Origin of the sequence: Halopiger xanaduensis SH-6 (genome assembly GCF_000217715.1) — an archaeon.
Taxonomy (GTDB): Archaea; Halobacteriota; Halobacteria; order Halobacteriales; family Natrialbaceae; genus Halopiger; species Halopiger xanaduensis.
Map to the genome: position 1 here is coordinate 1,940,132 of NC_015666.1, position 25,793 is coordinate 1,965,924.

At 68.1% G+C, this 25,793-nt stretch carries 26 protein-coding genes; 12 read left to right on the top strand and 14 right to left on the bottom strand.

Annotated elements, in window-relative coordinates; all coding sequences use genetic code 11:
- Positions 1 to 51 precede the first annotated feature (51 nt).
- Together HALXA_RS09480 and HALXA_RS09485 are read left to right on the top strand one after the other, a co-directional pair.
- Positions 52 to 654: a DUF420 domain-containing protein gene (locus tag HALXA_RS09480; protein WP_013880123.1), complete on the top strand. Its 603-nt coding sequence runs from the start codon at positions 52 to 54 to the stop codon at positions 652 to 654.
- Positions 655 to 720: 66 nt separating this feature from the next.
- Positions 721 to 1,233 (top strand): pyridoxamine 5'-phosphate oxidase family protein, encoded by a 513-nt coding sequence (locus HALXA_RS09485; protein WP_013880124.1) that lies wholly within the window; start codon positions 721 to 723, stop codon positions 1,231 to 1,233.
- Positions 1,234 to 1,261: 28 nt separating this feature from the next.
- Here HALXA_RS09485 and HALXA_RS09490 read toward each other — a convergent pair whose 3' ends face one another.
- Positions 1,262 to 2,035, bottom strand: coding sequence for an ABC transporter permease (locus tag HALXA_RS09490; RefSeq protein WP_013880125.1), 774 nt, complete (start codon positions 2,033 to 2,035; stop codon positions 1,262 to 1,264).
- Entirely contained in the window at positions 2,032 to 3,015 is a 984-nt protein-coding gene (locus HALXA_RS09495; protein ID WP_013880126.1) for an ABC transporter ATP-binding protein, read from the bottom strand. Before HALXA_RS09495 ends, HALXA_RS09490 begins: the two co-directional genes overlap by 4 nt.
- 263 nt (positions 3,016 to 3,278) lie before the next feature.
- Between HALXA_RS09495 and HALXA_RS09500 the strand changes: the two genes are divergently transcribed.
- Positions 3,279 to 4,421, top strand: coding sequence for a GNAT family N-acetyltransferase (locus HALXA_RS09500; RefSeq protein WP_013880127.1), 1,143 nt, complete (start codon positions 3,279 to 3,281; stop codon positions 4,419 to 4,421).
- 63 nt (positions 4,422 to 4,484) lie between these two features.
- Entirely contained in the window at positions 4,485 to 5,447 is a 963-nt protein-coding gene (locus HALXA_RS09505; protein WP_013880128.1) for a TIGR03557 family F420-dependent LLM class oxidoreductase, read from the top strand.
- Positions 5,448 to 5,531: 84 nt separating this feature from the next.
- On the opposite strand, the gene HALXA_RS09510 is transcribed toward HALXA_RS09505, so the two are convergent.
- Entirely contained in the window at positions 5,532 to 6,647 is a 1,116-nt protein-coding gene (locus HALXA_RS09510) for an NADH dehydrogenase (protein WP_013880129.1), read from the bottom strand.
- Positions 6,648 to 6,800: 153 nt separating this feature from the next.
- On the opposite strand from HALXA_RS09510, the gene HALXA_RS09515 reads away from it, so the two are divergent.
- Complete coding sequence (locus tag HALXA_RS09515; RefSeq protein WP_013880130.1) at positions 6,801 to 7,463, top strand: helix-turn-helix domain-containing protein; 663 nt, start codon at positions 6,801 to 6,803, stop codon at positions 7,461 to 7,463.
- Positions 7,464 to 7,565: 102 nt separating this feature from the next.
- Positions 7,566 to 8,555 carry an aldo/keto reductase gene (locus tag HALXA_RS09520; protein WP_013880131.1) on the top strand — a complete coding sequence of 330 codons (990 nt, stop codon included), beginning with the start codon at positions 7,566 to 7,568 and terminating at the stop codon, positions 8,553 to 8,555.
- A 30-nt stretch (positions 8,556 to 8,585) separates the two neighbouring features.
- On the opposite strand, the gene HALXA_RS09525 is transcribed toward HALXA_RS09520, so the two are convergent.
- Complete coding sequence (locus tag HALXA_RS09525) at positions 8,586 to 9,851, bottom strand: DUF418 domain-containing protein (protein WP_013880132.1); 1,266 nt, start codon at positions 9,849 to 9,851, stop codon at positions 8,586 to 8,588.
- Positions 9,852 to 10,045: 194 nt separating this feature from the next.
- Positions 10,046 to 12,544 carry a dihydropteroate synthase gene (gene folP / locus HALXA_RS09530; protein ID WP_013880133.1) on the bottom strand — a complete coding sequence of 833 codons (2,499 nt, stop codon included), beginning with the start codon at positions 12,542 to 12,544 and terminating at the stop codon, positions 10,046 to 10,048.
- 209 nt (positions 12,545 to 12,753) lie between these two features.
- On the opposite strand from folP, the gene HALXA_RS09535 reads away from it, so the two are divergent.
- Positions 12,754 to 13,131: a cupin domain-containing protein gene (locus tag HALXA_RS09535; protein WP_013880134.1), complete on the top strand. Its 378-nt coding sequence runs from the start codon at positions 12,754 to 12,756 to the stop codon at positions 13,129 to 13,131.
- 42 nt (positions 13,132 to 13,173) lie between these two features.
- Here the strand turns inward: HALXA_RS09535 and HALXA_RS09540 are convergent, their stop codons facing one another.
- Positions 13,174 to 13,980: a hypothetical protein gene (locus tag HALXA_RS09540; RefSeq protein WP_013880135.1), complete on the bottom strand. Its 807-nt coding sequence runs from the start codon at positions 13,978 to 13,980 to the stop codon at positions 13,174 to 13,176.
- Between the two features lie 22 nt (positions 13,981 to 14,002).
- On the bottom strand, positions 14,003 to 14,788 hold the full coding sequence (locus HALXA_RS09545) for an ABC transporter ATP-binding protein (protein WP_013880136.1): 786 nt from the start codon (positions 14,786 to 14,788) through the stop codon (positions 14,003 to 14,005).
- 186 nt (positions 14,789 to 14,974) lie between these two features.
- Between HALXA_RS09545 and HALXA_RS09550 the strand changes: the two genes are divergently transcribed.
- Both HALXA_RS09550 and HALXA_RS09555 read left to right on the top strand, forming a co-directional pair.
- Entirely contained in the window at positions 14,975 to 16,636 is a 1,662-nt protein-coding gene (locus tag HALXA_RS09550) for a hypothetical protein (RefSeq protein ID WP_013880137.1), read from the top strand.
- A 113-nt stretch (positions 16,637 to 16,749) separates the two neighbouring features.
- The gene (locus HALXA_RS09555) at positions 16,750 to 17,748 is read left to right on the top strand and encodes an aldo/keto reductase (protein WP_013880138.1); all 999 of its coding nucleotides are present in this window, start codon (positions 16,750 to 16,752) and stop codon (positions 17,746 to 17,748) included.
- Between the two features lie 36 nt (positions 17,749 to 17,784).
- On the opposite strand, the gene HALXA_RS22070 is transcribed toward HALXA_RS09555, so the two are convergent.
- Complete coding sequence (locus HALXA_RS22070; RefSeq protein WP_013880139.1) at positions 17,785 to 17,961, bottom strand: hypothetical protein; 177 nt, start codon at positions 17,959 to 17,961, stop codon at positions 17,785 to 17,787.
- Between the two features lie 172 nt (positions 17,962 to 18,133).
- Between HALXA_RS22070 and HALXA_RS09560 the strand changes: the two genes are divergently transcribed.
- Positions 18,134 to 18,562: a DUF7539 family protein gene (locus tag HALXA_RS09560; protein WP_013880140.1), complete on the top strand. Its 429-nt coding sequence runs from the start codon at positions 18,134 to 18,136 to the stop codon at positions 18,560 to 18,562.
- A gap of 125 nt (positions 18,563 to 18,687) precedes the next feature.
- Here the strand turns inward: HALXA_RS09560 and HALXA_RS22755 are convergent, their stop codons facing one another.
- The 4 genes from HALXA_RS22755 to HALXA_RS09575 all read right to left on the bottom strand — a co-directional run bounded on the left by HALXA_RS22755 (position 18,688) and on the right by HALXA_RS09575 (position 21,316).
- The gene (locus HALXA_RS22755) at positions 18,688 to 18,933 is read right to left on the bottom strand and encodes a DsbA family protein (protein ID WP_342633180.1); all 246 of its coding nucleotides are present in this window, start codon (positions 18,931 to 18,933) and stop codon (positions 18,688 to 18,690) included.
- Positions 18,933 to 19,328: a thioredoxin domain-containing protein gene (locus HALXA_RS22760; protein ID WP_342633181.1), complete on the bottom strand. Its 396-nt coding sequence runs from the start codon at positions 19,326 to 19,328 to the stop codon at positions 18,933 to 18,935. Before HALXA_RS22760 ends, HALXA_RS22755 begins: the two co-directional genes overlap by 1 nt.
- 73 nt (positions 19,329 to 19,401) lie before the next feature.
- Positions 19,402 to 20,829, bottom strand: coding sequence for a heme o synthase (locus HALXA_RS09570; RefSeq protein ID WP_049895275.1), 1,428 nt, complete (start codon positions 20,827 to 20,829; stop codon positions 19,402 to 19,404).
- 118 nt (positions 20,830 to 20,947) lie between these two features.
- Positions 20,948 to 21,316: a DUF7111 family protein gene (locus HALXA_RS09575; protein WP_013880142.1), complete on the bottom strand. Its 369-nt coding sequence runs from the start codon at positions 21,314 to 21,316 to the stop codon at positions 20,948 to 20,950.
- Positions 21,317 to 21,406: 90 nt separating this feature from the next.
- Between HALXA_RS09575 and HALXA_RS09580 the strand changes: the two genes are divergently transcribed.
- Both HALXA_RS09580 and HALXA_RS09585 read left to right on the top strand, forming a co-directional pair.
- Positions 21,407 to 22,324, top strand: a complete 918-nt coding sequence (locus HALXA_RS09580) for a DUF3267 domain-containing protein (RefSeq protein ID WP_013880143.1) — start codon at positions 21,407 to 21,409, stop codon at positions 22,322 to 22,324.
- Between the two features lie 91 nt (positions 22,325 to 22,415).
- A complete protein-coding gene (locus HALXA_RS09585) occupies positions 22,416 to 22,712 on the top strand; it encodes a PadR family transcriptional regulator (protein ID WP_013880144.1) in 297 nt (98 codons plus the stop codon).
- Between the two features lie 37 nt (positions 22,713 to 22,749).
- Here HALXA_RS09585 and HALXA_RS09590 read toward each other — a convergent pair whose 3' ends face one another.
- The gene (locus HALXA_RS09590) at positions 22,750 to 23,895 is read right to left on the bottom strand and encodes an acyl-CoA dehydrogenase (RefSeq protein ID WP_013880145.1); all 1,146 of its coding nucleotides are present in this window, start codon (positions 23,893 to 23,895) and stop codon (positions 22,750 to 22,752) included.
- A gap of 107 nt (positions 23,896 to 24,002) precedes the next feature.
- Positions 24,003 to 25,655: a long-chain fatty acid--CoA ligase gene (locus HALXA_RS09595; RefSeq protein ID WP_013880146.1), complete on the bottom strand. Its 1,653-nt coding sequence runs from the start codon at positions 25,653 to 25,655 to the stop codon at positions 24,003 to 24,005.
- Positions 25,656 to 25,793: the final 138 nt, after the last annotated feature.

Below are 25,793 nucleotides of genomic sequence, written 5' to 3' on the forward strand. Positions count from 1 at the left end.
CTGGGTTCCGGAACAGCAAGACAGATACGACGACTCTCCTAACGTCCCACAATGGCAACCGCGGACGCGAGACGACGACTTCGGAATCGGCCGATCGGCGCAACGATTCTGTTGACGATAGTCGGCTACGCGCTGGTTATCGGTACGTTCGTGCTCGACGTACCGATCTACCCCGATCTGACGACCGCACAGATCAATCTCCTTTCGCACGCGATCGCGGTGATCAACTCGACGACGACGGTGCTGCTCGTGCTTGGCTGGTACTGGATCCGACGGGGTGACGTCGGGAAGCACCGGCTGGCGATGATCGGTGCGTTCGCGCTGATCATGCTGTTCCTGGTCACGTACCTGATCAAGGTCGGCGGCGGGGGCGAGAAGCACTTCGTCGGCCCGGATCCGGTCTACTACGCGTACCTCGCGATGCTCGCGATCCACATCGTGCTGTCGGTCGTCTCCGTGCCGGTGGTGCTCTACGCGCTGATCCTCGGACTTACCCACACGCCGGCGGAGCTGCGAAACACCGCCCACGCCCGCGTCGGCCGGATCGCCGCCGCCTCGTGGATCCTCAGCCTCGTCCTCGGCGTCGTCACCTACGTCCTGCTCAACCACGTCTACGAGTACGAGTTCGCGGCGGTGCTCGTTCCCGCGCTGTAGACGCGTTCCGTCTCCGGAAAGGCTTCGGCTCGGCGTATTTTACCGCTCGGCGTCGTGGCCTTCGGTATGGACCTCCGTGGCACACTCAGCCGAGACGAAATCGAGACGTTTCTCGAGGAATCGACCGTTCCGGTTCGGCTCGCCTGCCGGACGCCGTCGGATCAGCTCTGGATGGTCTCGCTGTGGTATCGGTACCGATCCGGCGGGGACGACGACTGGCGCCTGCAGTGTGCGACCGCCGCGGACGCCGACATCGCGTCGCTGCTGTCCGCGGATCCCGCCGTCGCGTTCGAGGTCTCGACGAACGAGCCGCCGTACGCTGGTGTGCGCGGCCAGGGGACCGCGTCGATCGAGCGCGATTCGGACAAGGAGATCCTGCGGACTCTCGTAGAGCGGTATCTCGGCGGCACGGAGTCGCAACTCGCGCGAACCTTGCTCCGCGAGGATCGCGAGGAGGTGACGATCACGATCGACCCGGCGGTCGTCTCCGGTTGGGACTACACGGATCGAATGACGGACTCGGAGTCGGAGACGAAGACGGAGGCGGACGCGGGCGACGATCAGACCGAGAAGAAGTAGGAAACGGACGACTCGAGCCGGCGCAGTCTCAGTCCGTCCGCGGAATCGATCGCGCGCCGAGCGCGAACGTGACGACGGCGAGCACCGCCAGTATCGCGAGGTTCGCCAGCGTCGCATCGACGCCGGCCACGGCGGCCGCGTCGGCTTCGGGGAACGTCGCCGCGCGCACGCCGCGGGCGAAGTACGTCAGCGGCGAGAGGTTCACCAGCGGTTCGAACCAGCCGGGCAACTGCTCGAGCGAGATGAACGTCTCCGAGAGAAAGAGCAGGGGGAGGCCGATGGCGTTGCTCGCGGTGACCGCACCGTCCTGGGAGTCGGTGTAGCTGCCCAACATTGCGCCGATCCCGCAGAAACAGACGACGCCGACGAGCACGTACGGCACCAACAGCGGCGAGAACGCGATCTCGGCGCCGGTCAGAAGGACCACGAGCGCGAGGATCAGCAGGCTCGCCAGTCCGATGATGGCCGCGTTGACGACCGTCTGGGCGAGCAGCCACTCGGCTCGCGTCAGCGGCGTCGTCGCGAGCTTCTCGAAGCGGTTCCCCTCGCGGTGGCGCGCCACCTCGCTGCCCATCCGCGAGAGCGGCGTGAAGAGGACGACGACGGCGAGGTAGCCGGGGACGTAGTAGGCCGGCGGCTCCGTGAACAGTCCCTCGCCGGTCGGGTCCGTCCGGACCAGCGCGCCGAAGATGACGATCAGGATGACGGGGAAGAAGAACGTGAAGAAGACCGCCGTTCGCCGGCGGATAAAGGAGCGCCAGCCGGCGTTCGTCTCGGCGCCGACGCGACCGAGTCGGCTCACGCCGTCTCACCCGCTCGAGGGCGGTCCGCGTCGGCGGTCGCGTCGCCGTTATCGAGTCGCCCCGTCCGCTCGCGTTCCGTCGCGTCCGCCAGTTCGAGGTAGACCGTCTCGAGGTCGGGTTCGGCCCACGAGAGGCCGGTGTACGCGAGGTCGTTCGCCTCGAGGTAGTCGACGACGATCCCGATCGCCTCGGGGTCGATCTCGCGGACGACGACGCCGGCGTCCCGGTTCCGGCCGCGGTCCGCTGCCTGGTCGACCGGATACTCGAGGTCGTCGAACGCCGCCGGCTCGGCGTCGGTGTCGATCGTCAGCCGGCTCGAGCCGCCGTGCTCGGCGATGAGCGCCTCGGGCGTGCCCTGCGCGACGAGCGAGCCGTCGGCGAGCAGGCCGACGCGGTCGGCCAGCCGCTCGGCCTCGGCCATGTCGTGGGTGGTGAGCACGACGGTCGTCCCGCCGGCCGCCAGCTCCTCGATGAGCCGCCAGACGGTCCGTCTACCGGCGGGATCGATCCCCGTCGTCGGCTCGTCCAGGAAGAGGAGGTCCGGGTCGTTGACCAGCGTCGCGCCGACGCAGGCCCGGCGCTGCTGGCCGCCCGAGAGGTCCTCGTACCAGGTGTCGGCGCTGTCGACGAGCCCGACGTCGGCGAGCACGTCCGCCGGGTCGCGGGCGTCGTCGTAGAGGCCGGCGTAGTAGTCGAGCAGTTCGCGAGCGGTGAGCCGGTCCGGCGGCGAGAAGTCCTGCGGGAGCACGCCGAGCCGGTCGCGATCGACGGCGCGGGGTGCATCGCCGAGAATGCGGGCCTCCCCCGCGTCGGGGTCGGTCGTCCCCGTCAGCGCGCGGACGAGCGTCGTCTTCCCGGCCCCGTTCGGACCGATCAGCGCGAAGACCTCGCCGCGCTCGATCGTCAGGGTGGCCCCCGACAGCGCGACGGTCTCGCCGTAGGTCTTCTCGAGTTCTGTCGCCTCGACTACGGCTTCCATACCGGCGATTTCGACGCGTCGCGGGTAAGGCGTTCGATTCCGGCATTCGGTTCGTGGGTTCGTTCAGGTGCTTCGGTTCGGTCGGCCCGCTCGAGTCTGCGACTCCGCTGGTTGACCCGAGTCGTCTCGCCGAACCGTTCGGCGTCCGGTACTGTGTCGATCTGCGCTCTGTCTCGAGGTACGTCGTATCTACGGCCAGTATTTCGGCAGTACACCGCGCGTGTAGCGGGCGGTTACGTCCGGATACCGCGCTCGAATCAACAATGGATCCGCATAACGAAGGGGCGATCCGTCGCCGTTGGATCGAAATGGCGTCCCAGCAGCAATCCGTCGAGTCGGACGAGTACCGAGTGAGATCGTACGAGCCGGGCGATCGGGACGGCGTGCTCTCGCTGTTCGAACGCCAGTGGGGGTATCGGCCCGGCACCGACTGGTTCGACTGGAAGTACGTCGACGATCCGTACCTCTCGCACGTCCCGATTACGCTCGCCGAACAAGGCGGCGAGATCGTCGCCGTCCAGGGGTACGTTCCCTGCCGGCTCCGGCGCGGCGGGCGGATCGTCCGGGCGCTGAAACCGGTGGACGCGGTCGTTCACCCGGACCACCGCCGACAGGGGCTGTACTCCCGGATCACGGAACTCGGGATCGAACGGTACCGCGACCGGGAGGCGGCGCTGTTCTTCAACTTCCCGAACGAGGCGTCGCTGGGCGCACAGGAGAAACTCGGCTGGTCGGAGGTGACGGTGGTTTCGATGTACTACCGGGTCCAGCGACCCGGCGAGTTGCTGCCGGCGGAGCGGTCGGCCGGACCGCTTTCGGACGCGGCCGACGCCATCGCACAAACCGCGCTGGGGGTGTACGATCGCCTCTCGCCCTCCGACGGCGACTACGAGATCGAGCGGTACGCGTCGCCGCCAGCCGACCTCCTCGCGTCGGTCTACGACTCCCGCGTCCCGAACGCGTTCCACGCCCACCGCGAGGCGCGGTACTACCGCTGGCTCCTCGAGGCGCCGTCGGTCGACCATACAGCGTACGTCGCCAGACAGGGCGGCCGCCCCGTCGCCGCGCTCGTCACGCGGTCGGACGACGACGGCGTACTGGTCTTCGATGCGGTGCCGCTCGGATCGGCCCACGAGGCCTTCGCCGACCTGCTCGCGGCGGTCGTCGCCGACAACGCGGACGCCTGCGTGCTGTCGGTGACCGCCCGCACCCTTCCCTCAAAGCTGCTCGCCCGCTTCGGCTTCGTGAGCTACGAGACGGCGGTCGTCTCGCGGTTCTGTGACCCCACGTACATGGCGGTGCGGCCGCTTGCAGGCGACGACGAGGACGAATCGATCCCGTTCTCGCGCCGAGCGCTCGCCGACCCGTCGAACTGGTGTCTCTCCTTCCTCGAGGTGAAGGATTGAGACTACTGCTCTTGCCCTCGCAGGGTCAACCGTTACCCGCCGGTTCGTGGTAGCGAGCCGGGAATGCCACGGACACGGATCGGATACACCCTCTCGAGCGAGGAACACGGCCCGCAGCGGCTCGTCGAGATCGCCGAACGCGCCGAGGACGCCGGCTTCGACTTCCTATCGATCTCGGACCACTTCCACCCCTGGGTGTCGGCCCAGGGCGAGTCGCCGTTCGTCTGGTCGACGCTGGGTGCGATCGCGAACGCGACCGACGAGATCGAGGTCGGCGTCGGCGTCACCTGCCCGACGATCCGAATCCACCCGGTCAACGTCGCCCACGCCGTCGCGACGGTCGACGAGCTGTTCGGCGACCGCTTCACGTTCGGCGTCGGCACCGGCGAGAACCTGAACGAACACGTCACCGGCGAGCGCTGGCCCGAACACGACGTGCGCCTCGAGATGTTGGACGAGGCGATGGACGTGATGCGGAAGCTGTGGACGGGACAGACGACGAGCCACCACGGGAAACACTACACGGTCGAGAACGCGCGCCTCTACACCTGTCCCGACGAGCAGCCGACGACGATCGCGAGCGCCTTTGGCCCGCAGACCGCCGAGTGGGTGGCCGACAACGCCGACGGCCTCTGGTGCTCCGGGCCGAAGGGAGAGCCGGTCGAGGCCTACGAGGACGCCGGCGGCGACGGGCCGAAATACACGCAACTGCACGGCTGCTACGCCGACAGCGAGGAGGAAGCCGTCGAGACGGTCTACGAGAAGTGGCCGAACGGCTCGATTCCGGGCGAACTCGGGCAGGAACTTCCGACGCCGGCCCACTTCGAGCAGGCCGCGCAGATGGTCGAGAAGGAGGACATCGCCGAAGCGGGGACTACGACGAGTCCGGATCCACAGGACCACATCGACAGCCTCGAGCAGGCCGTCGACGCGGGCTACGACCACGTCTACTTCCACCAGATCGGCGACGAGCAGGAGAAGGCGATCGAGTTCTACGAGGAGGAAGTGCTGCCGTCGTTCCGCTGACGCTGCTGTCGTCGTTCCGTTGCTGTGAGGACGCGAACGCCGACCGCACGCTGCCTCACGGAGATTCGATCACCGGACGGTTCCTCACCGCGACTCGATCTCGATCGCCGACGCGGACACCGCCGTCACTTCGCCGGCGATCGAGGCGTGCTGCGGGTTACTGATCCCGTCGGGACTCGGGCTCGCGATCCGATCGCCGACGTCGACGCGGTCGCCGATCTCGACCGTCGGTTCGGCGGGTTCCACGACGTCGAGCTCCGGGTTCGTGACGAGCGGAATCCGGACGCGAGACGGCTCGAGCGTCGCGGTCGGCTCGGATTCTACCTCCCGGTCGGTCCACTCGTCCGCCTCGAGCACGTCGATTCGTCCCTCGCCGTACGCGTTTTCCGCGACGGTATCCTCGTCGAGCACGAGCAGACAGTTCGTGTGCTTGCGGACGCCGTAGTCCGCCGCCGGCGCATCGACGGGGAAACACCAGCCCGGTCCGCCGTCGGCGAGCACGGCGTCCGCTGGCAGCGACTCGGGTGGGCGGCCAGCCGCTCGCAGCAGTTCGCTCGCCGGCGTTCCGACGGGGACCTCGAGGAAGCGATCGCGCGGTACGTCGCCGCTGACGTGGACGTACTTGCGGGTGACAGGTGTTCCGTTCGAAAGCGCACGAGAGATGTTGTACAGCGTTTCCGTGTTCTGGACGAGCCAACCGTAGTCGGTGGGGAGGTCGTTTCCGATGACCGTCCCGTCGACGGTCTTGAGGAGGACGCTTTCCATCCCGTACTGGTACGTGTTCTCCGTGTAGGCGAACACGACGCCGGATTCCGCGTTCCGGTCGAGCGGCAGCTCGTCCGGCGGGATCACCGTGCCGTCAGTTTCGGCCTCGAGCTCCCGCACGTACTCGTCGCGGTCCTTCCACTTCGCGCTGACGACGATCAGGTCGAACGCCTGTGCGAGCAGGGCGTCGAACAGCGCGGCGAACGTCTCCGCCTTCGTTTTCCCGAGCCACTTGTCGATGCGGTAGTTCGGCTCGCTCTCCTGGTGGTTCACGAGGAGGGAATCGACGGCTTCGAGGTCCGTCCACTTCGCGTAGGACGGAAAGCCGGCGCCGCCCGCGCCCGCGACGCCGGCCGCGCGGATCAGGTCGCTCCCCTGTCGTCGAATATCGGGCCACTCCGCGGCTCGAGTCGGCTGCACGCGTGGAGTCGTCATGGCACGCGGAGAGTGGTTCGGAACGATAGTCCGCCTTGATCCGCAGCTATGAGGGGTGTTTATAACACACCGTCGCGGCGTTCGGTCCGCGCGCCAGCGGTCCGTCGAGGCGGTAGCTTTGTAGGCGCCAGCGGACGTATCTCGAGCAGGGACATGCGCTACCTCGAGGTGACCCTGCAGCGACCGCCGGCCGAGCAGCATCCGATGCACCGGTTCATCGTCGAACACGAGGGATACACCGCATCGCGGCTGCTCTACGGCCACCAGTACGGCGACGAGTACGCGATGCTGTTCTACATCGACGGGCCGCGACTCCCCTACGAGCCCGCCCTCGAGGACGCGCCGACGGTGCTCGACTACGAACTCGCACCGTGTCGCGACGATTCGTTCTACCTGTACGTCCGAGAGTCGTTGACGGGCGCCGACCGAACGTTCGTGGACGCGGTCGAACAACCGGGGCTGATCATCATCCCGCCGGTAGAGTTCCGCGCAGACGGGACGATACGACTGGCTGCGGTCGGTCCCGACGAGGCGATCCAGACGGCGGTCGACGACGTGGCCGATACGGCGCGCGTCGACGTCCGCTCGGTCGGCGAGTACTGCGCCGGGCGAATCGACGCGCGGGTGGACCTGACCCGGCGCCAGTTCGAAGCCGTCTCGGCGGCCGTCGACTGCGGCTACTACCGCGCGACCCGAAACGGGTCCCTCGAGGACGTCGCCGAGCGACTCGACTGCTCGAGCGGGACGGCGGGGGAGTTGCTCCGACGGGCCGAACGAACGGTCATGGCAGGGGTCGTTGACGGCGGGCCGTTCTGAGGGCGCCGCCCTCTCTTGGATCGATCGCGGGCTCGCGGAATCGAGGTCGTGCGGATTGCCCCGAAGGCAAGGCATACCCGAGACTATCCGCATCGATCACACATGAACCATCGACGACTCGGTTCGACGGGATACGACGTTTCGGAAGTCGGACTCGGCACGTGGAACATCGGCGGCGACTGGGGCGACGTCGACGACGAAACCGGCCGCGAGGTCGTCCGCGCCGCGCTCGAGTCGGGCATCGACTTCATCGACACCGCGGACGTCTACGGCGACGGGCGCAGCGAGCGCCACATCGGCCACGTCCTCGACGAGCGCGAGGCCCACGACGACGTCACCGTTGCGACAAAGGCCGGCCGCCGGCTCGACCCTCACGAGGCCGACCGGTATAACTACGATAACCTCTCACAGTTCGTCGACCGAAGCCGCGAGTACATCGGCGAGGACACCCTCGATCTCGTCCAACTGCACTGTCCGCCCACCGAGGCGTACTACCAGCCAGACACCTTCGAGGCCCTCGAACGCCTCAAAGACGAAGGCAAGATCGCCCGCGCGGGCGTCAGCGTCGAGAAGGTCGAGGAGGCGCTGAAGGCCGTTGAGTACGACGTCGTCGAGACGGTCCAGATCATCTTCAACCCGTTCCGCCAGCGCCCGAAGGAGCTGTTCTTCGAGCAGGCCAAGAAAAACGATATCGGCGTCATCGTCCGCGTCCCCTACGCCTCCGGCCTGTTGACCGGCGCGCTCGAGCGCGAGCAGGAGTTTCCCGAGGACGACCACCGCAACTTCAACCGCCAGGGCGAGGCCTTCGACGTCGGCGAGACGTTCGCCGGCGTCCCCTACGAGACCGGTCACGACGCCGTCGAGGCGCTCGAGCCCCACGTTCCCGAGGATCTGACGATGGCCGAGTTCACGCTGCGCTGGATCCTCGACCACGAGGCGGTCTCGACGGTCATTCCGGGGACGACCTCGCCGGACCACGTCGAGTCCAACGCCGCAGTCTCGGATCTCGATTCGCTCTCGCACCAGACCGACGGTGCGGCGCAGGACGTCTACGAGGAGTACGTCGCGGAGCACGTCCACCACCGCTGGTAGCTTCTCCGGCGGCGTCGAACGGAGTTCGACTCACTCGCTCTCGTCGACGGGCTCCGAATCGACCGACTGACGGCGTTTTTTCTCGGCTTGGTCCGCTCGAAGCGGCTGCCACTGCTCGTAGGTGAGCGAGCGCCAGAGCCACTCGAGCGGTCCGTACCGGAAGTACCGCAGCCAGCACACCGACAGCGGCACCTGCACCGCCCAGATGGCGACGACGACGCCGAGCAACTCGAGGCGGGTCAGCCGGCCGAACAGTCCGAGCCCGTGGCCGTAGAAGATCGACGTCGCGAGGACGGTCTGGAGAATGTAGTTGCTGAAGGCGGTCCGACCGACGGCGGCAAGCGCCCGGGTGACGGGACCGTCGGGTCGCCGCCGGCAGTACAGCATCACCAGGCCGACGTACGCGCCGGCGAGCGCGAAACTGCCCCAGTAGTTGAACTGCCGCCAGAGCAGCGCGACGCCGGCCCCCCAGTCGTTCGCCTCGATGTACCAGACGCCGACGAGGATCACGGCGAGCCCGCTACTCGCGCCGACGGCGACCAGCCGGCGGTAGAATCGGGTCGACCGATCGTTCATCAGCACGCCCCGCTCGAACAGCGCCATCCCGAGCAGCATCGACCCGCTCACGCGCCAGCCGGTGTAGCCGAGCAGCCCGGTGGTCTGCCGGCGCAGCGACGTCGGCACGCGGTGAGTCAGCTGCTCGAGCCAGCCGCCGCGGTAGGCCTCGAGTTCCGCCCGAATCGCCGCATCGGGCGGGCGCCACGTGCTCGCGATCGCGGCCGGGTCCATGGCGAGCCCGGCCAGCCCCTCGATGAGCGAGGGGACGGCCACCAGGACGAGTCCGAGGCCGGCCAGCGTGCGGGGCTCGAGGTCCCGCAGGAGGACGACGCCGAACGCGCAGACGCCGTACGCGACGAGGATGTCGCCGTACCACAGGAGGTAGGCGTGTGCGAGGCCGAAGACGACGAGCCAGCCGTTGCGGCGGGCGTACAGCCCGAAGACGGATTGCCCGCGCTGTTCGGCTTTCCGCGTGAACAGCACGACCCCGCCGCCGAACAGGAGCGTGAAGATCGTGATAAACTTCTGCTCGGCGAAGACGTGGCCGACGAACCAGGCCCAGTAGTTGCCGCCGGTGAAATCGCCGTACACCGTCGGATTGCCGAGCGTCGCCTCCGGCATCGCGAACACGCGGACGTTGATGATGAGGATGCCGAGCAGCGCGAAGCCCCGCAGCGCGTCGAGCGCGACGATCCGCTCGGACGGCGCGGTCGGGCCAGTGCCGCCGGCGTCGCTCATCGGTTCCTCGCGGCGACGGCGGACGAGCGCGCTCGAGTTCGAGCCCTGGTCCAGCGGTCGATTCTCCGGTAGCGCATCCTACACGACACACGTCGGGCGGTCGATACAAAAGTGTAGTCGACGAGTGGCGGTGGCGGCGACGGTGCGGTGGGGTGACGGTGGCCGGGACGGTCCGGTGGCGGCGGTAGAAGCGGCTACCACTCGAAGCGATCCGGATTCCGCGTCGCGAGCGCCGTCCGGACCGCGGCGACGTTCTCGGGAACGTCGTGGACGCGGACGAGGTCGGCCCCGCGGTCGGCCGCGAGCGCGCTCGCCGCGACCGTCGCGTCGAGGCAGTCGCCGGCCTCGCTGCCGACGTGCTCGAACATCGACTTGTGGGAGTGCCCGAAGAGAACCGGACAGCCCAGCGCGCGGAACTCCTCGAGCCGGTCGAGAATCTCGAAGCTCTCGCGGGCCGACTTGCCGAAGCCGATGCCGGGATCGACGACGATGTTCTCGCGGTCGACGCCCGCCTTCTCCGCGAGCAGCACCCGCTCGGAAAGCTGGTCGATGACGTCCTCGACGACGTCGTCGTAGGTCACCTCCTGTCCCGGGACGACCGGCGCGTTGATGCTGTGCATCACGATCAGCCCCGCGTCGTGGTCGGCCGCGACGAACCGCATTTCGGGGTCCTCGAGCCCCGAGACGTCGTTGATGATATCGGCGCCGGCTTCGAGGGCCGCGTCGGCGACGGCGGCCTTGCGGGTGTCGATCGAGATCGGGATGTCGAAGTCTCGGACCCGCTCGAGGACGGGCACGACGCGGTCGATCTCCTCCTCGGTCGAAACGGGGTCGGCGCCGGGACGGGTCGACTCGCCGCCGACGTCGAGCACATCGGCGCCGGCCTCGACCATCGCCTCCGCGCGGGCGACGGCGTCCTCGACGGCGTCGTACTCGCCGCCGTCGTGGAAGCTGTCGGGCGTGACGTTCAGGATGCCCATCACGGCGGTGCGATCGAACCACGGCCACGGCGACCGCGACAGCGGCGACTGATTGGCTACGAACTCGTTTGGAGGGGCGCCAGCGTCGCTGATCTCGAGCGTTCCCCGCAGTTCCGCGGCGAGTTCGGCGAGCCCCAGCGACCGCGCGTCGGCGTCCGACTCGAGGCGGTCGACGAGGCGTTCGAACTGCGCGAACGTCCCCATCAGGAGGGTGTCGACGGGTTCGTCGTCCCGCTGGAGCCCTGAGAGCGCACACTCGCCGCCGACGCGCAGCAATTCCTCCTTCACCAGCGTCGCTTGCCGTCGCTGCAAGCGCGTGCGCACGACGCGGTGGACGCCCTGCCCGCTCAGTTGCCGGACGCTGGCCTCGGGAACGTTCGCACCTGCGAGCGCCTCGCGGGCGTCCGAGCGGTCGCGGATGCGCTTCGAAATCTCGGTGCGAGTCCACCGCCGGCGCGCCTCGGCGACCGCGAACAGCGAGCCGGTGACGAGCACGCAGTCGGATCGATCGGCCTCGGAAAGGGCCGTCTCGAGGGCGGCCTGCACGGCACCCTCGATGCGGACGTCTTCGACGCCGGCGTCGTCGAACACGTCGGCGAGGACGGCCGGATCCTCGGCGCGGTCGAGGGAGGGTTCCGTCGCGACGACCGCGTCGGGGGTCGGCAGCGCCGCGGCCATCTCCCGGTGGTCCTTGTCGTGCATCGCGCCGAAGACGACGCGGAGGTCGTCGTACTCGTAGCTGCCGAGCGTCGACGCGAGCGTCTCGCAGGCGCCGGGATTGTGCGCGCCATCGAGGACGACCAGCGGCTCGGTGTCGATCACCTCGAACCGGCCCGGCCAGTGGGCGCTGCGCAGCCCGCGGGCGATGTCGTCGGTCGAAACGCCGGCGACCTGCCGCGCGAGCGTCGCGGCGATCCCGGCGTTCTCGGCCTGGTGCTCGCCCGGTAGCGGCACGCGCGTCTCGACACCCCACTCGTCGGCGTCGATCGAGACGGCCGCTTCGGTGTGGTTCGTCCGGCCGCCGTACTCGACGCGGACGTCGGGTTCGGGGTCCTCGTCGGCGAAGCCGACCGTGACGACGTCGCCGGCAACGTCTCGGACCGCCTCGAGCGGGTCGCCCGAGACGCCGGTCACGAGCGGCGCCTCGTCCGGGGCGACGTGGGCTTTGTCGCGGGCGATCTCTTCCTCGGTGTCGCCGAGGATGCCCGTGTGCTCGAGGGTGACGCTGGTGACCGCGCTCGCGATCGGATCGACGACGCTCGTGGCGTCGAACTTCCCGCCGATGCCGACCTCGAGGACGGCCACGTCGACGTCCTCGCGGTCGAACTGCCAGAGCGCCAGCGCGGTCATCGTCTCGAAGAAGGTGGGCGACTCCCCGTCGGCGGCCCGGTCCGTGAGGTAGTCCTGCGTCGAGTCGACGAACTCGCAGACGGCCGACCGGGGGATCTTGCGCCCGTCGACCCGCACCCGCTCGCGCAGTTCCTCGAGGTGCGGCGAGGTGTACAGTCCCACCGAGAGCCCGGCTTCCCGGAGCGTCCGCTCGAGCATCCGCGCCGTGCTCCCTTTCCCGTTGGAGCCGGCGACCTGCACGAAATCGACGTCCTCGTGTGGGTTCCCGAGGTGGGCGAGGAGCCGCGCGGTCGACTCCGTCCCCGGTTTCGGGCGGAACCGTCGCAGACCGAAGAGCGCGTCCGCCGCCTCGTGATACTCCATATCCGAACCACAGAGTCCGCCCGCTTTAGGGTGTCGGACTCGGGTTTCGGCCGCCACTGCGGTTGCGCCGGGCCCGGTCGGGTCGGACGCGATCCGCCCGATTCCCGCTATCGAGCGGCGACGAACGTGTTCGGGAGAAGGACGATCCGGTCGGAGCGAGCAGTCTCACACAAACGGTTTAGGATAGCCTAAACCGCAGCGATCCACCCATGTCAAAGACAGACTTCGACACCGAACGGGAGTTCAACGACGCCAAATTCTCCGCACGCACCGTCTTCGAAACCGACCGCATGAAGGTCGTCTGCGGCTACTTCGAACCGGGGCAGTTCATCCCCGTCCACGCGCCGGGCAGCGACGTCGCTATCCACGTTCGCTCCGGGACCGGCGTCGTCCGCGACGGCGACGACGAACACGCGGTCGAACCCGGGGACGTCGTCACCGTGCCCGCAGACGTCGACCGTGGAGTGCGGGCGAGCGAGGACGAGCGCCTCGAGGCGCTGCTCGTGACCGGGCCACCGCCGACCGACGCCGAACACGACCCCGTCCGAGAGGGATTGAAACGCGGCGTGTTCGATCCGAGCGCGTAGCCGTCGGGCGACGCTGGTCACGTCTCGAGAGCTGATATCCAATTACGCCGGCTCTCGGCCAGCGAACCGACCGCCGTCCCAGCCGCCCAGTCGCGAACGGATCGCTTCCTCGAGCACCCACGCGAGTGCGAGGACGATGGCGTAGGGGCCGAACAGGAGAATATGAAGCGGGCTGTCGGTCGTGACGAACACCTCGTAAACCAGCGTGTAGGGGACGAGCGCGAACAGCACCGTCGGCACGACGATACCGCGAGCGAGCAGCGCCGCGAGCGGGACAGCGGTGACGGCGGCGGCGAAGAGGAACACGACGGCTGCGGCAGCGGGGGGTCGGATGCCGGCCCGCAGCACCAGCAGCGTCGCCGCGAGGCCGACGAGGGCGGCAACGCTGCCGACCGTTCGGACGAGCCGATCGCGCGAGAACGGCAGCGTCGGAAGGTTCCGGAGCCGGTCGCCGCCGATCCCGTACCCGCGGCGGATCGCGAACTCGAGGACGCCGGCGACCGTCAACAGGGCCAGCCAGACGTCCCAGGCGTTCGCGTAACTCGAGACGTGCGTCGGTCCGTCCACGACGACGTACTCGCCCAGTTGGCCCCATTCGGGAGGCGGCGTCGCGAACTCGAGATAGGCGGTACCGGAGAGTGCCGCAAGGAAGCCGATCGCGGGCGTCAGTAGCCGCGTATACGCCGTAGCGAACCAAGGAAGGAACCCGACGAGGAATGCGGTCACCGCGAGGACGGCGACTTCGGGGGCGGGATAGTCCCCGCGGGCGTACAATCCGAGCACGACAGCGACGTTCGCGAGACCGCCGAGCGCTGCGATCGCGACCGTCGTCGGTGATGGACGGGTCATCAAAAACAGCGCGTCCGCGTCGCTACTCCAGCGGCGGTTCCGCCGTCGCCGCGTCGTGTTGGGGTTCCTCGCGGGTCACCTCGAGGAAGGCGTCCTCGAGGCTCCGCGCGTCGCCGGTCTCGGCTCGGGACTTGAGCGTCTCGGGGTCGCCCTCGGCGACGAGTTCCCCGTCGTGGAGGACGCCGATCTCGTCGGCCAGTTCGTCGACCACGGGGAGGATGTGCGTCGAGAGGAAGATCGTCATCTCCCGGTCCGCGAGGTCGGCGATGGTGTCCCGCATCGTCCGCGCGGCGCGGGGATCGAGCCCGCTGGTCGGCTCGTCGAGGAAGGCGACGGCCGGTTCGTGGAGCACGGCCTGGATGACCCCGACCTTCTGGCGCATCCCCTTCGAGTAGTCCTCGATGCGCTTGTTGGCGTCGGCCAGCAGGTCGAACCGCTCGAGCAATGATTCGATCCGCTCGTCGGCCTCGTCCTCCGGAATATCTCGGAGCCCGGCGGCGTACTCGAGCTGTTCGCGGCCGGTGAGTTCGTCGTAGACCGGCGGATCTTCGGGGAGGTAACCGATGTAGGGCGCGACGGCCTCGCGCTCGGCGATCGAGTGGCCGGCGACGCGGGCGGTCCCCGACGTGGGCTTCGTCAGCGTCGTCAGCATCCGCATCGTCGTCGTCTTGCCGGCCCCGTTTGGACCGAGGAAGCCGTAGACGGTTCCCCGATCGACGGACATCGTCAGGTTCGAGACGGCGGTCGTCTCGCCGTAGCGTTTCGTCAGGCCGTCGGTCTCGATAGCGGGGGCGTCGGCGGGGCGCATACCGGCCATTCCGGACGAATAGTATTAAACCCGTGTCATTTTCTGCGCCGTGATGACAAGGATCCAAAGTGTTTACTACCAGCGCGGTGCGGATTCGACCATGTACTTCCCGTTCGCTCGTCTTCGGCCCCGTTCCCGTCTCCGTTTCCGTGCGCCTCGCTCGAGTGCCACTCGAGGTGAGCTCTGATGCGCGCCGCACCCGCCACCGTCGCGCACCTCGAACTCCGACGGACCGTTCGGACCTTCGTCGGGAACAAGACGAAACTGCTCATGATGGCCGCGGTCGCCCTGTTCGCGCTCGGGCCGATCACGTTTCTCGGCCTCTCGATTCTTCCCTCGCTGGGCGAGGAAGCGGTCGCCGGGACAGTAACCCCCGAGACGGCCGAGACGATCACCGGCTACGTCACCGGCGGCACGGCGGTCGTGTGGCTGTTTCTGACCTTCATGGCGATACTTCGGACGGTGACGACGGTCGGCGACATCGATAAGCCGGCGTTCCTCCTGCTATCGACGCCGGTTCGCAACACCGTCGTCGGCGTTATCGCCGCCGAAACCGTGCTGCTCGGCGTCTGGGTGGTTCCGCCCGCGATCCTGTTTGCCACCGCGTTCGCCTACGGCGCGGGGACGATCCTGCCGGTTCTCGCGGCGCCGCTGCTGATCGTCTGCCTGCTCGTCACCGCCGTCCCCGTGGCGTTCGTCGTCGGGATCGCGATTCGCCACCTGATCACCGTCTACGAGCCGGTCGCCCGATACCGACTGGTGCTGTTCGCCGCGTTCTGGCTCGTCTACTTCGGCGCGATCGCGACCGGGGGCCTCGACGCCGTCATGACGACGCTGTTTACCCACCTGCAGGCCAGTCCGTTAGGCTGGCCCGGCCACCTCCTGTTGCTCGGTATCCCCGGAATCGACGCCTCGATGCTCGGCGTCGGCGGCGCGCTCGTCGGCTCGGCGCTGCTGGTCGGCGTCGCGGTCGCCGTCGGGGTTCCCTCGGCGCGGCTGCACTGGTTCGCCGATCCGGCTCGGTTCGAAGACGAAGAAATCGACGAGGAAACCTCCTCCGACCGGCTCGCCGATCTCCTCTCCGGGACGGTCTCGCGGCCCGTCCGGACGGAGACCGTAACCGCGATCCGCCGCGCGAAGCGCTCGCCGATCCGGCTGGCCTACGCCGGCTACCCGCTGCTCGGGACGCTCGGGTTCGTCCAGCAGATCACGGAACTGGGGACGGTGCCGTCGTACCTGGCCGTCCTGTTCAGCCTGTACGTCGTCTGGGCGGCCGGCGTCCTCTTTACGCTCAACCCGCTGGGCGATCTCGGTCCGGGACTGCCCGCCGTCCTGACCTCGACGCTGACCGGCCGGCAGGCGATTCGCGGCCGAATCCTCGCCGGCGCGCTCGTCGGCGTTCCGGTCGCGATCGTGGCGTCCGCGGCGCTCGGCCTCGTGAGCCCGCTCTCGCTCGAGCACACCGCCGCGCTGATCGCGGGTACCGCCGTCGGCGCGGTCGCCACGCCGGCGCTGGCGACCGGCGTCGGCTCAGCGTTCCCCCGCTTCGGCAGCGTCAAGGTGACGAACAACCGCGAGGCCGTGATGCCGAGCAAGACGGCGTTCCTCGTCTACACGCTCTCGATCGCGCTGCCCGCCGTCGCCGCCGTCGTGCTCTACCTCGAGGCCCCGGAGTTGATCGCCGATCTCGTCGCGTCGGTGTCCGCGTGGACGCCGGGGCCGGAACTGGCGATCTCGGCGGGGTCGATCACCGTCGCGGCCTGGCTCGTGCTGGTCGTCGGGCTGGCCGCGCCGCTGGTCTCCTACCGCTACGCGGTCGAGCGGTTCGACTGGTATTACCTCGACTGACGGGCCGTCGCGCGTCTCGAGGGCGTCGGAGGCGGCGCCCGAGCGGTCGAAAGGCCGACCGACTCGCCGGTTCCCGATCCATTTTAGCGGTCGCTCGAGAACGCCGACACGAGATGGAGTACACGACACTCGGCAACACGGGCACGACGGTATCGAAGCTCTGTTTCGGCACCTGGCGCTTCGCCATGGAGAGCGACGGCGTGGTCGAAACCGACCGCGAGGAGGCCCACGAGCTGCTCGATACCGCCTGGGAGAACGGGATCAACTTCATCGACACGGCCAACGTCTACGGCGATCCCAACGGCACCAGCGAGGAGTGGATCGGCGAGTGGCTCGAGGATCACGACCGCGAGGACGTCGTCATCGCCTCGAAGGTGTACTTCCCCTTCGACGGCTGGGGCGAGCCCGGGCCGAACGACTCCGGGCTGGGGCGCAAGCACATCCGCGCCCAGATCGAGGGGACTCTCGACCGGCTGGGAACTGACTACCTCGACGTCTACTACATCCACCGCTGGGACGAGGACACGCCGATTCGGGAGACCCTGCGAACGCTGACCGAACTCGTCGAGGAGGGGAAGGTCCACTACCTCGGCGCCTCGTCGATGGCCGCCTGGCAGCTGACCAAGGCGCTCTGGAAGAGCGATGTCGAGGGCCTCGAGCGGTTCGACGTCACCCAGCCGATGGTCAACGCGGTCCAGTACGACGAGGTGAGCGATTACCTCGACGTCTGCGCGGATCAGGATCTGGCGGTCTGTCCGTACTCGCCGCTCGCGGGCGGGTTCCTCACCGGCAAGTACGAGCGCACCGAGGACGGCGGCATCGAAGCCCCCGACGGCTCCCGCGGCAGTCTGGACGAGATGTTCGACGAGTGGTACGTCCAGGAGAACGCCTGGGACGTCCTCGAGGCCGTCGAGGGCGTCGCCGACGAACTCGACGCGACGCCGGCGCAAGTCTCGCTGCGCTGGCTGATGGAGCAGGACCGCTTTACGTGCGTCCCGATCGTCGGCGCGCGAACGTCCGACCAGCTCGAGGAGAACGTCGGCGCGGTCGACCTCGACCTCTCCGACGAGCAGTTCGAGCGGATCGAGGCGGCCCGAGGGACGGACGAGTAACGGTCGGTAAGAAAGGGGCGGACCGGCTGACGGCGGTTACGAGTCGGCGGTTTCGTTTTCGTCTTCGTCGCGCCCGTCGTCCGCGTCGTCCTCGCGGTCAGCGTCCGGTTCGGCTTCGTCGGTGCGGTCGATCGCCTCCTCGAGTTCTCGGTCTCGCTGGCGGTCTTCCTCGTCGCGCGCTTGCTTGTCTCGCCCTTGTTTCGTGTCTCCCATGTCGCGAACGACGAGCGTGAGCGGGATAACGCTGCGGCCGGCACGCGCGAGACGGTCCGAGCGCAGAGTTCTGGCCAGGAATCAGGACGTAGTACAGGACGATATCATCGCAGAGTGGACAGTCTATTCGTCCCGGACAAACGTTGATTGGGCTGGCTGCCGGTAGTACTGTATGGTCGAGGCTCCGGCGGAACGCCAACTGGTCGTGCGAGCCCGCTCCAACCTGGAGCGGTGGACGAACAGCGCCCGAACGGCGGCCTACCGCGACCTGTTCGAGGGAGACGATCCGGTGCTTACACCGGACGAACTGCAACTGCTCGATGCGATCGACTCGGAACTGGAGCGCCACGGCGGCGACGGGGTCTGGGGAACCGATCAGTACGGAATCCACACCGCCGGCCCGGCGGGGTCGGATCGCTCGCTCGGCGTCGTCTGCGTGTACCACCCGCAGATCACCGACGACTCCGTCCTTCGAGGCGGGGACGGGCTCGACGACGAGACCGAGGAGCGACTCAACGCGGCCCTCTGGCAGTACGGGGAGCGCGTCGCGACGCTCATCGAGGACGAACTCGAGGAGTTCGTTCGATCGACCCAGCAGTAAGCGCCCGCGGCGAGCGGCTGATCGACGTCGAGGAGAACGTCGGCGCAGTCGAGCGCGATCGCGCCGACGATCAGTTCGAGCGCATCGAGACGGCGCTCGAGTCGCTCCGCGCGACCGCGGTGTCCCTACGCGAGCGCGTCTTCAATGGCCGAGACGACCGACTCCTCGTCCTGCGAATCGTCGACCTGTTCGCCGTCCACGAACACCGTCGGGGTCGCCTCGACTCCCGCTTCGTCGCCGCGCTCCCAGTCCGCCACCAGCGTCGGGTAGTAGGTGTCGTCCTCGAGCGCCGCCGTCACGGCCGACGGGTCGGCGCCGACGTCCTCTGCGGTCGCGGCCAGTTCGTCCGGGCCGCCGATGTCGTCGCTCATCACGCGCGCTTGTACTCGAAGAAGCGGCCGTTAGGATCGTCGTCGGCGCGGGTGTCCGCCTGAACCGCGCGGGCGGCGTTCGCCCGCGCCGCGGAGGTATCCGACGCCATCACGACGAAATCTCGGTGGCGGTACTCGATCTCACCCGGCTCGATGTAGTCGGACTCGAGCGTGGGGAACACCTCGGCCTGAAAGTCCTGACAGTGCGGACAGCCGAAATCCTCGTAGACGTCGACCGCGACCGGTCCGTCGCCGAGCGTCGGGACCGGTAGCTGGCGGTCGGGATCGACGCCGGCGAGTTCTTCGGGCATGGACGCTTCCAAAAACGAGGTACAGCCGGCGAGGCCGATCGCGGACGCGCCGGCGGTCGCAGCGAGAAACGAGCGGCGATGCATGACCGGTGCTTACGGGCGAAGCGAGTTAGGGACATCGCAACGGCGGTCGGAGCAGCCGACTGTGCCGCCCGACCTACAGCACGAGCGCGTCGACCAGCACGGCGACCAGCACCGCCCCGAGGAAGGCGTTCGAGGCGTGGAACGAGCGGAACGCCGCGCGTTCGGTCTGCTCGAAGTGGAGGACGACGGCGGCCCAGAGGAAGACCCCGCCGAAGATCGCGACCGTCGCGGCGTAGATCGCCCCGAGGTCGGTCAGCCACGCGAGCGCGACCGTGCTCACGAGCGTCGCCGCGAGGTAGTAGACGATGTGTTTGCGGGTCTCGGTCTCGCCGCGGACGACCGGCATCATCGGGAAGCCGCCGCGAGCGTAGTCGTCCTTGTACGCCAGCGCGAGGTTGTAGAAGTGCGCCGGCGTCCAGAGGAAGATGACGCCCGCGAGCGCGAGCGCCGGAACCCCGATCTCGTTGGTGACGGCCGCCCAGCCGATCAGCGCCGGGAGCGCGCCGGCGAAGCCGCCGATGACCGTGTTTTGAACCGTATTCGGCTTGAGCAGCAGTGTGTAGACGACGCTGTAGAACAAGATTGCGGCTAGCCCAAGCGCCGCCGCGAGCCGGTTGATCGTCAGGAAGACGCCGAGCGAGGCGACCGTCAGCAGCCCGCCGAAGGCCAGCGCGTTCCGAACCGGCACCAGATCCGTCGCCAGCGGCCGGTCCGCGGTCCGGGACATCCGCCGGTCGATATCGCGCTCTAAGACGTGGTTGAACGTCCCCGACGCGCCGATCGCGAGGACGCCCCCGCCGAGCGTGGCGACGATGGTGTACGCGTCGAGGGCCGGACCGGCGGCCAGCGCCATCCCCGCGGCGGCGACGAGACAGAGCAGCCACATCAGCCGCGGCTTCATCATCTTGAAGTAGGCGAAGGCGGTCAGCCGGGCGCGAGCGAGCGGGCTCGAGGGGAGTTCGCGCTCCTCCGTTCCGTCGGCCTCGAGCGGTTCGGCCGCCATGCTCGGCTCGGCCGCGATCGCGTCGTCCGCCTGGCCGGTGGTGAGCTCGAGGTCCCAGGCCAGCGCGAGGACGACGCCGGCGAAGATGACGACGCCGAGCCCGAGGTGGAGCCCGGGCGCGACGGCGTCGGCGCCGAGCGTCGCGGTCGCCGCGCCGACGCCGACCTGGATCACGTAGAGGGCGGCCGACGCGAGCAGCGTCCGCCGAACGCGGGCGGTGGCGTCGCCGAGCGCGGCGACGGCGGCCGTCGCGGCGACGAGCAGGCCGACGACGACGGCCGCGATGCGGTGGCCCCAGACGATCGCGAGTTGCGTCTCGTTCAGCGGATCGGTCGGCGCGTGGCAGGTCGGCCACGTCGAACACGCCGACGCGGCGTCCGTGATCGACGTCGTCGCGCCGACGATCAGCAGGAGGTAAACGCCCAGTGCGGTCGCTGTCAGGAGTCCGGAAAAGCGTCGATGAGTCCCGATCGGTCGGGGAAACGAGTCGGTTGCCACGGCTATTCTCGTCTGCATCCTTCGGCTCTGCGTATTTAGGGTTCCCGCTTTTTCCCACGCCCGTCGGCGAGCTGACGGGTGATTCGTCGTCGATTTCGGACGTCGGCAGCAGTTACAGTTACATCCCCATGTCCGCGGCCGCGTCCGGCACCGGCAGGTCGCCGGGCGAGACGCCGAGCAACTCCGCGGCGTGGTCGAGCGCCATGTCGAACCCGTAGTAGCGCTCGAGTTCGTCGCCGTCGGGCGTCGGGCGGACCTTCAGCATGGCGTACCCCTCCGTATTCTGTGCGATGGCGGCGGTCGCGCTCGGCCCGGTGCCGGCGCCGCCCGTGCGTTCGAACGCGAGGATTCGCTCGGCGTCGGTTTCCTCGTAGGTCGCCGCGATCCCGTCGCTTTCGGCGGTTCGCGCGTCGTCGCCGTTCGACTCGCCTTCGGCAGCCGTTCCCGTCTCCGTACCAGATTCCGCCTCGCCCTCCGGTTCGGTCATGGATCGTACTCGCGAGTCCAGAACCGGGAAGCTATCGGTTTCCGAGCCGAGACCGATACCGCTTTTTCGCCGCCGTCGGGAGTGACAGGCGTGTCCCGGACGGCGTCCGCCAGGTCCCGCCCGCTCGCCGAGTTCCGCCTCACGCGGCGGGTCGCCCTCCAGTGGCTCGGAACCGCAGTAGTCGGCTTCTTCGTCTTCGCGTACTGCTTCGCCCGCCTCCTCGCGGCGATTCGGGGGGAGGCGCTCGAGCCGATCGTGATCCGGGCGACGCCGCCGACCGTCCACTTCTGGCTCGTCGTCTCGCTGGGGCTCGTCGCGCTCGTCGTGGTGCTCCACGAAGCGCTCCACGGGCTAGTCATGACGCGGTACGGCGACTCGCCCGGGTTCGGACTCGGGGTCTCCTACTTCGTACTGCCGTACGCGTACGCCGAAACGCGGGGCGAGTTCACCCGGAATCAGCTGCTCGCGATGTTGCTCGCGCCGTTCGTCGCGATTACGATCCTCGGCGTCGCCGCCATGCTGGTCTACCCGTCGTCGGTGTGGCTGATCCCGCTCGCGACGAACGCGGCCGGCTCGATCGGCGACCTCTGGATGGCCGCGACGCTGCTGCAGTACCCCGCGACCGTTCGCGTTACCGAACTCCCGACCGGCGGCGTGCAGGGCTTTGCGATCTACGGTCCGGAAGCCGACCAGCACGCGGACGGGCAGCGGGGACCCCTAGAGCGCCGACCCCCCGCCATCTTCCTCACGACGGTGCTCGCGGGCGCCGCCGGCACGCTCGCCGTCCTCGTCGGCCTCGGCATCGTCGCCGTGCTGGCCTCGCTCGCGTTCGGCTCCGGCGACGTCGTGATCGGCCACCCCGACGGTCGGTGGTTCCTCTTCCGGCACGAACTCGGCGTCCGCGGGGACGCACACCTCGAGATCGGCGCGGCGTCCGTGCTGGCAGTCGCCGCCGTCGGCGGGATCGCGTGGACGCTCGCGGCGGCCGTTCGCGGCGGACTCGAGTGACGGGCGGAGGATGACGGTCGGTCGTCTCGAGCCGGGCAGCCGAAACCGGAAACCGTAACGCTCGATGCGATACCCGCGCGAGTTGCCCACCATGAGCAAGTGGCTCCAGAGCGGCCGCCGCCGGGACATGTGCGTCCTGCTGGCCGCCGCCGAAGACGGCGAACTCCGCGGGCAGCAGCTGAAGTCGCGCCTCGAGTCCCACTACGACGACCGCATCGACCCGAAGTCGTTCTACGGCTCGCTGTCGGCGCTGGTCGAGGCCGGCTTCGTCGAGGAACGAACCGAAGGAATTCACGACGTTTATCGGCTCACCGAGAGCGGCCAGCGGCGCGTACGAGACCACTACGAGTGGCTTCGGGAGCGTCTCGAATCTGGAGACGAGGCGTAACGGAGGAACGAATCGAGTAATCGTCGCCCGGTCGGCGTCACTCCTCGAGCAACTGATCGCCGATCGTGTTCCGCAGCACCTCGCTGGTCCCCTCGTAGATCTCGTTGAGTTTGGCGTCCCGGTAGAACCGCTCGGCGGGGAAGTCCTTCGTGTAGCCGTAGCCGCCGTGGATCTGGATGCCCTCGTTGGCGACCTCGCGGCTCACCTCGCTGGCGTAGAGCTTGGCCTGCGCGGCGTCCTTGATGTAGTTCTCCCCGCGGATCTTCTTGTCTGCGGCCTTGTGCATGAGCATTTTCGCGGCCTGGATCTTCGTGTCCATGTCCGCCAGCTTGTGTTTGATCGACTGGAACTCGCCGATCGGCTGGCCGAACTGCTCGCGCTCGTTGGCGTAGTCTCGAGCGGCCTCGAACGCGGCGCGGGCGATGCCGACCCCGCGGGCGGCGATGGTGATGCGGCCGCCGTTCAAAGTCTTCAGCGCCTGGACGAAGCCTTCGCCCTCCTCGCCGATGAGTCGATCCTCGGACAGGCGCATGTCGTCGAACCGGAGTTCGGCCGTGGGACACCCCTTGTCGCCGAGTTTCTCCTCCGTTCCCTCGACGATGAAGCCGTCGTCCTCCTCGGGCCGAACGACGAACGACGAGATGCCCTTGTTGCCCGCCTCGGGGTCGGTCTTCGCAAAGAGGGTGATCGTATCGGCGACGGAGCCGTTGGAGATCCAGAGCTTGCCGCCGTTGACGACGTACTCGTCCCCGTCTTTCTCCGCGGTGGTTTCCATCGCCGGCACGTCGCTACCAGCCCCCGCCTCCGAGAGCGCGAACGCGCCGATGTCGGTCCCTTCGGCGAGCGGGACGAGATACTCCTCCTTCTGTGCCTCCGTGCCGAAATCGTAGAGCATGTTCCCGGCTAAGGAGGTGTGGGCCGCGACGATCGTTCCCAGCCCGCCCGAGCCGCGAGAGATCTCCTCGAGGCCGATCGCGTAGGAGTGGTAGTCGAGGCCGGCGCCGCCGTACTCCTCGGGAAACGGCATTCCCATGAGGCCGAGGTCGGCCATCTCGTCGATCAGGTCGCGCGGGAACTCGTCGTCGTGGTCGATCTCGTCGGCGATGGGAACGACCTCCTCGTCGACGAACTCGGCGACCATATCCCGGATCTGTTGCTGCTCGGGGGAGAGCGCGAAGTCCATACTGTGGTATTTGGAACCGTGGCCCTTTACTGTTCGTTCCGTTATCTGTCCGTTCCCATCGAGGGCGATCCGTCCGCCGCTAACCGAACGCCGACCGCGGGTTCGGTTCAGTCGCTATCCGGTGCAGCCTCTTCCGGAACCCGTCCTTCGACGAGCGATTCGTCGGCGTACTCCTCGCGAATGTCCTTCTTCGAGAATTTCCCGGTCGCCGTCTTCGGAATCTCCTGGATGAACTCGATATCGTCCGGGAGCCACCACTTCGGGTACTCGTCGGCGAGGTGGTCGGTTATCTCGTCGACGAGCGTCTCGCGGTCGGCCCCCTCTACGGGGACGACGAACGCGACCGGCCGCTCCTGCCACCGCTCGTGGGGTACGCCGACGACCGCCGCCTCGGCGACGCCGTCGTGGGCCATGATCGCGTTCTCGAGTTCGACCGACGAGATCCACTCGCCGCCGGACTTGATCACGTCCTTCTCCCGGTCGACGATCTTGACGTAGCCGTCCCCGTCGACGGTGACGACGTCGCCGGTCTTGAGCCAGCCGTCCTCGAACTCCGCCTCGTTGGCCTGCGGTCGCTCGAAGTACTCCGTGGCCACCCACGGGCCGCGGATCCACAGCTCGCCGAAGTCCTCGCCGTTCCAGGCGACCTCCTCGCCGTCGTCGCCGACAACCCTGAACTCGAGGCCGGGCATCACGAGCCCCTGTTTGCTGCGCTTGTCGACCCGCGTCTCGTAGTCGGCGTCCCGCAGGTCGGCTCGGAGGTGCGAGACCGTCCCGATCGGCGCCGTCTCGGTCATTCCCCAGGCGTGCAGCACCTCGACGTCCCGGTCGTCGAACCACTCGATCATCGACTTCGGCGCCGCCGAGCCGCCGACGATCACGGTCTCGAGCGCCGAGAGGTCCACCTGGTTCTCCGAGCAGTACTCCATCAGCCCGAGCCAGACGATCGGCACGCCCGCGGTGATCGTCACGCCCTCGGTTTCGATGAGGTCCGCGAGGTCCGCGGGCTCCGGAGATGGACCGGGGAAGACCTGTTTCGCGCCGCCCGCCGTCGCCGTAAACGGCATCCCCCAGGCGTTGACGTGGAACATCGGGACGACAGGCATGACGACGTCGTCGTCGGCCATCGGGATCCCCTGCGGCGTCTGGGAGGCCATCGTGTGGCTCCAGAGCATCTGCTGGGTGTACTCGACGCCCTTCGGATCGCCGGTCGTGCCCGAGGTGTAACACATCCCGGCGGGCTGTTCCTCGTCGACGTCGGGCCAGTCGTACTCCGCGTCGCGGCCCTCGATGAACGACTCGTAGGGCGTCGCCTCGAGGTCGTCCGACTCCTCGCGCCCCATGACGACGAAGTCGACGTCGTCGAACTCGCCCTCAGCATCGGCGACCGCGCCGGCGAGTTTCCCCGCGAACGAGTGATCGACGAAGATCAGTTCGTCGTCGGCGTTGTCGACGATGTACCGAATGTGCGCGTCGGGGAGGAGGGGATTGATCGTGTGCAGTTGCGCCCCCATCGACGGGACGGCGAAGTACGTCTCGAAGTGCCGCGAGTGATTCCAGCAGAACGTCCCGACGCGGTCGCCCTGCTCGATGCCGTACTCCTCGAGGGCGTTCGCGAGTCGACTCGTCCGGTCCGCGTACTCGCCGTACGTGTACCGTTGCATCCCGTCGTGGTTCCGCGAGACGATCTCCGTGTCGGCGTACAGTTTGCTCGCGCGCCACAGAAACGGCCGAAGGGTTTGATCTGTTCCCGCTGGCATACCGATTGTTTAATCATGAATATATCGTATTACTCTTTCCATATGTGGATTGATAGACAGGAACACACCACGGGTTGCGGCAGCCGCTGCGGACCGCTGGGTGCGGATAAACTGCGAAAGCGCAGCGCTCGCCGCCGA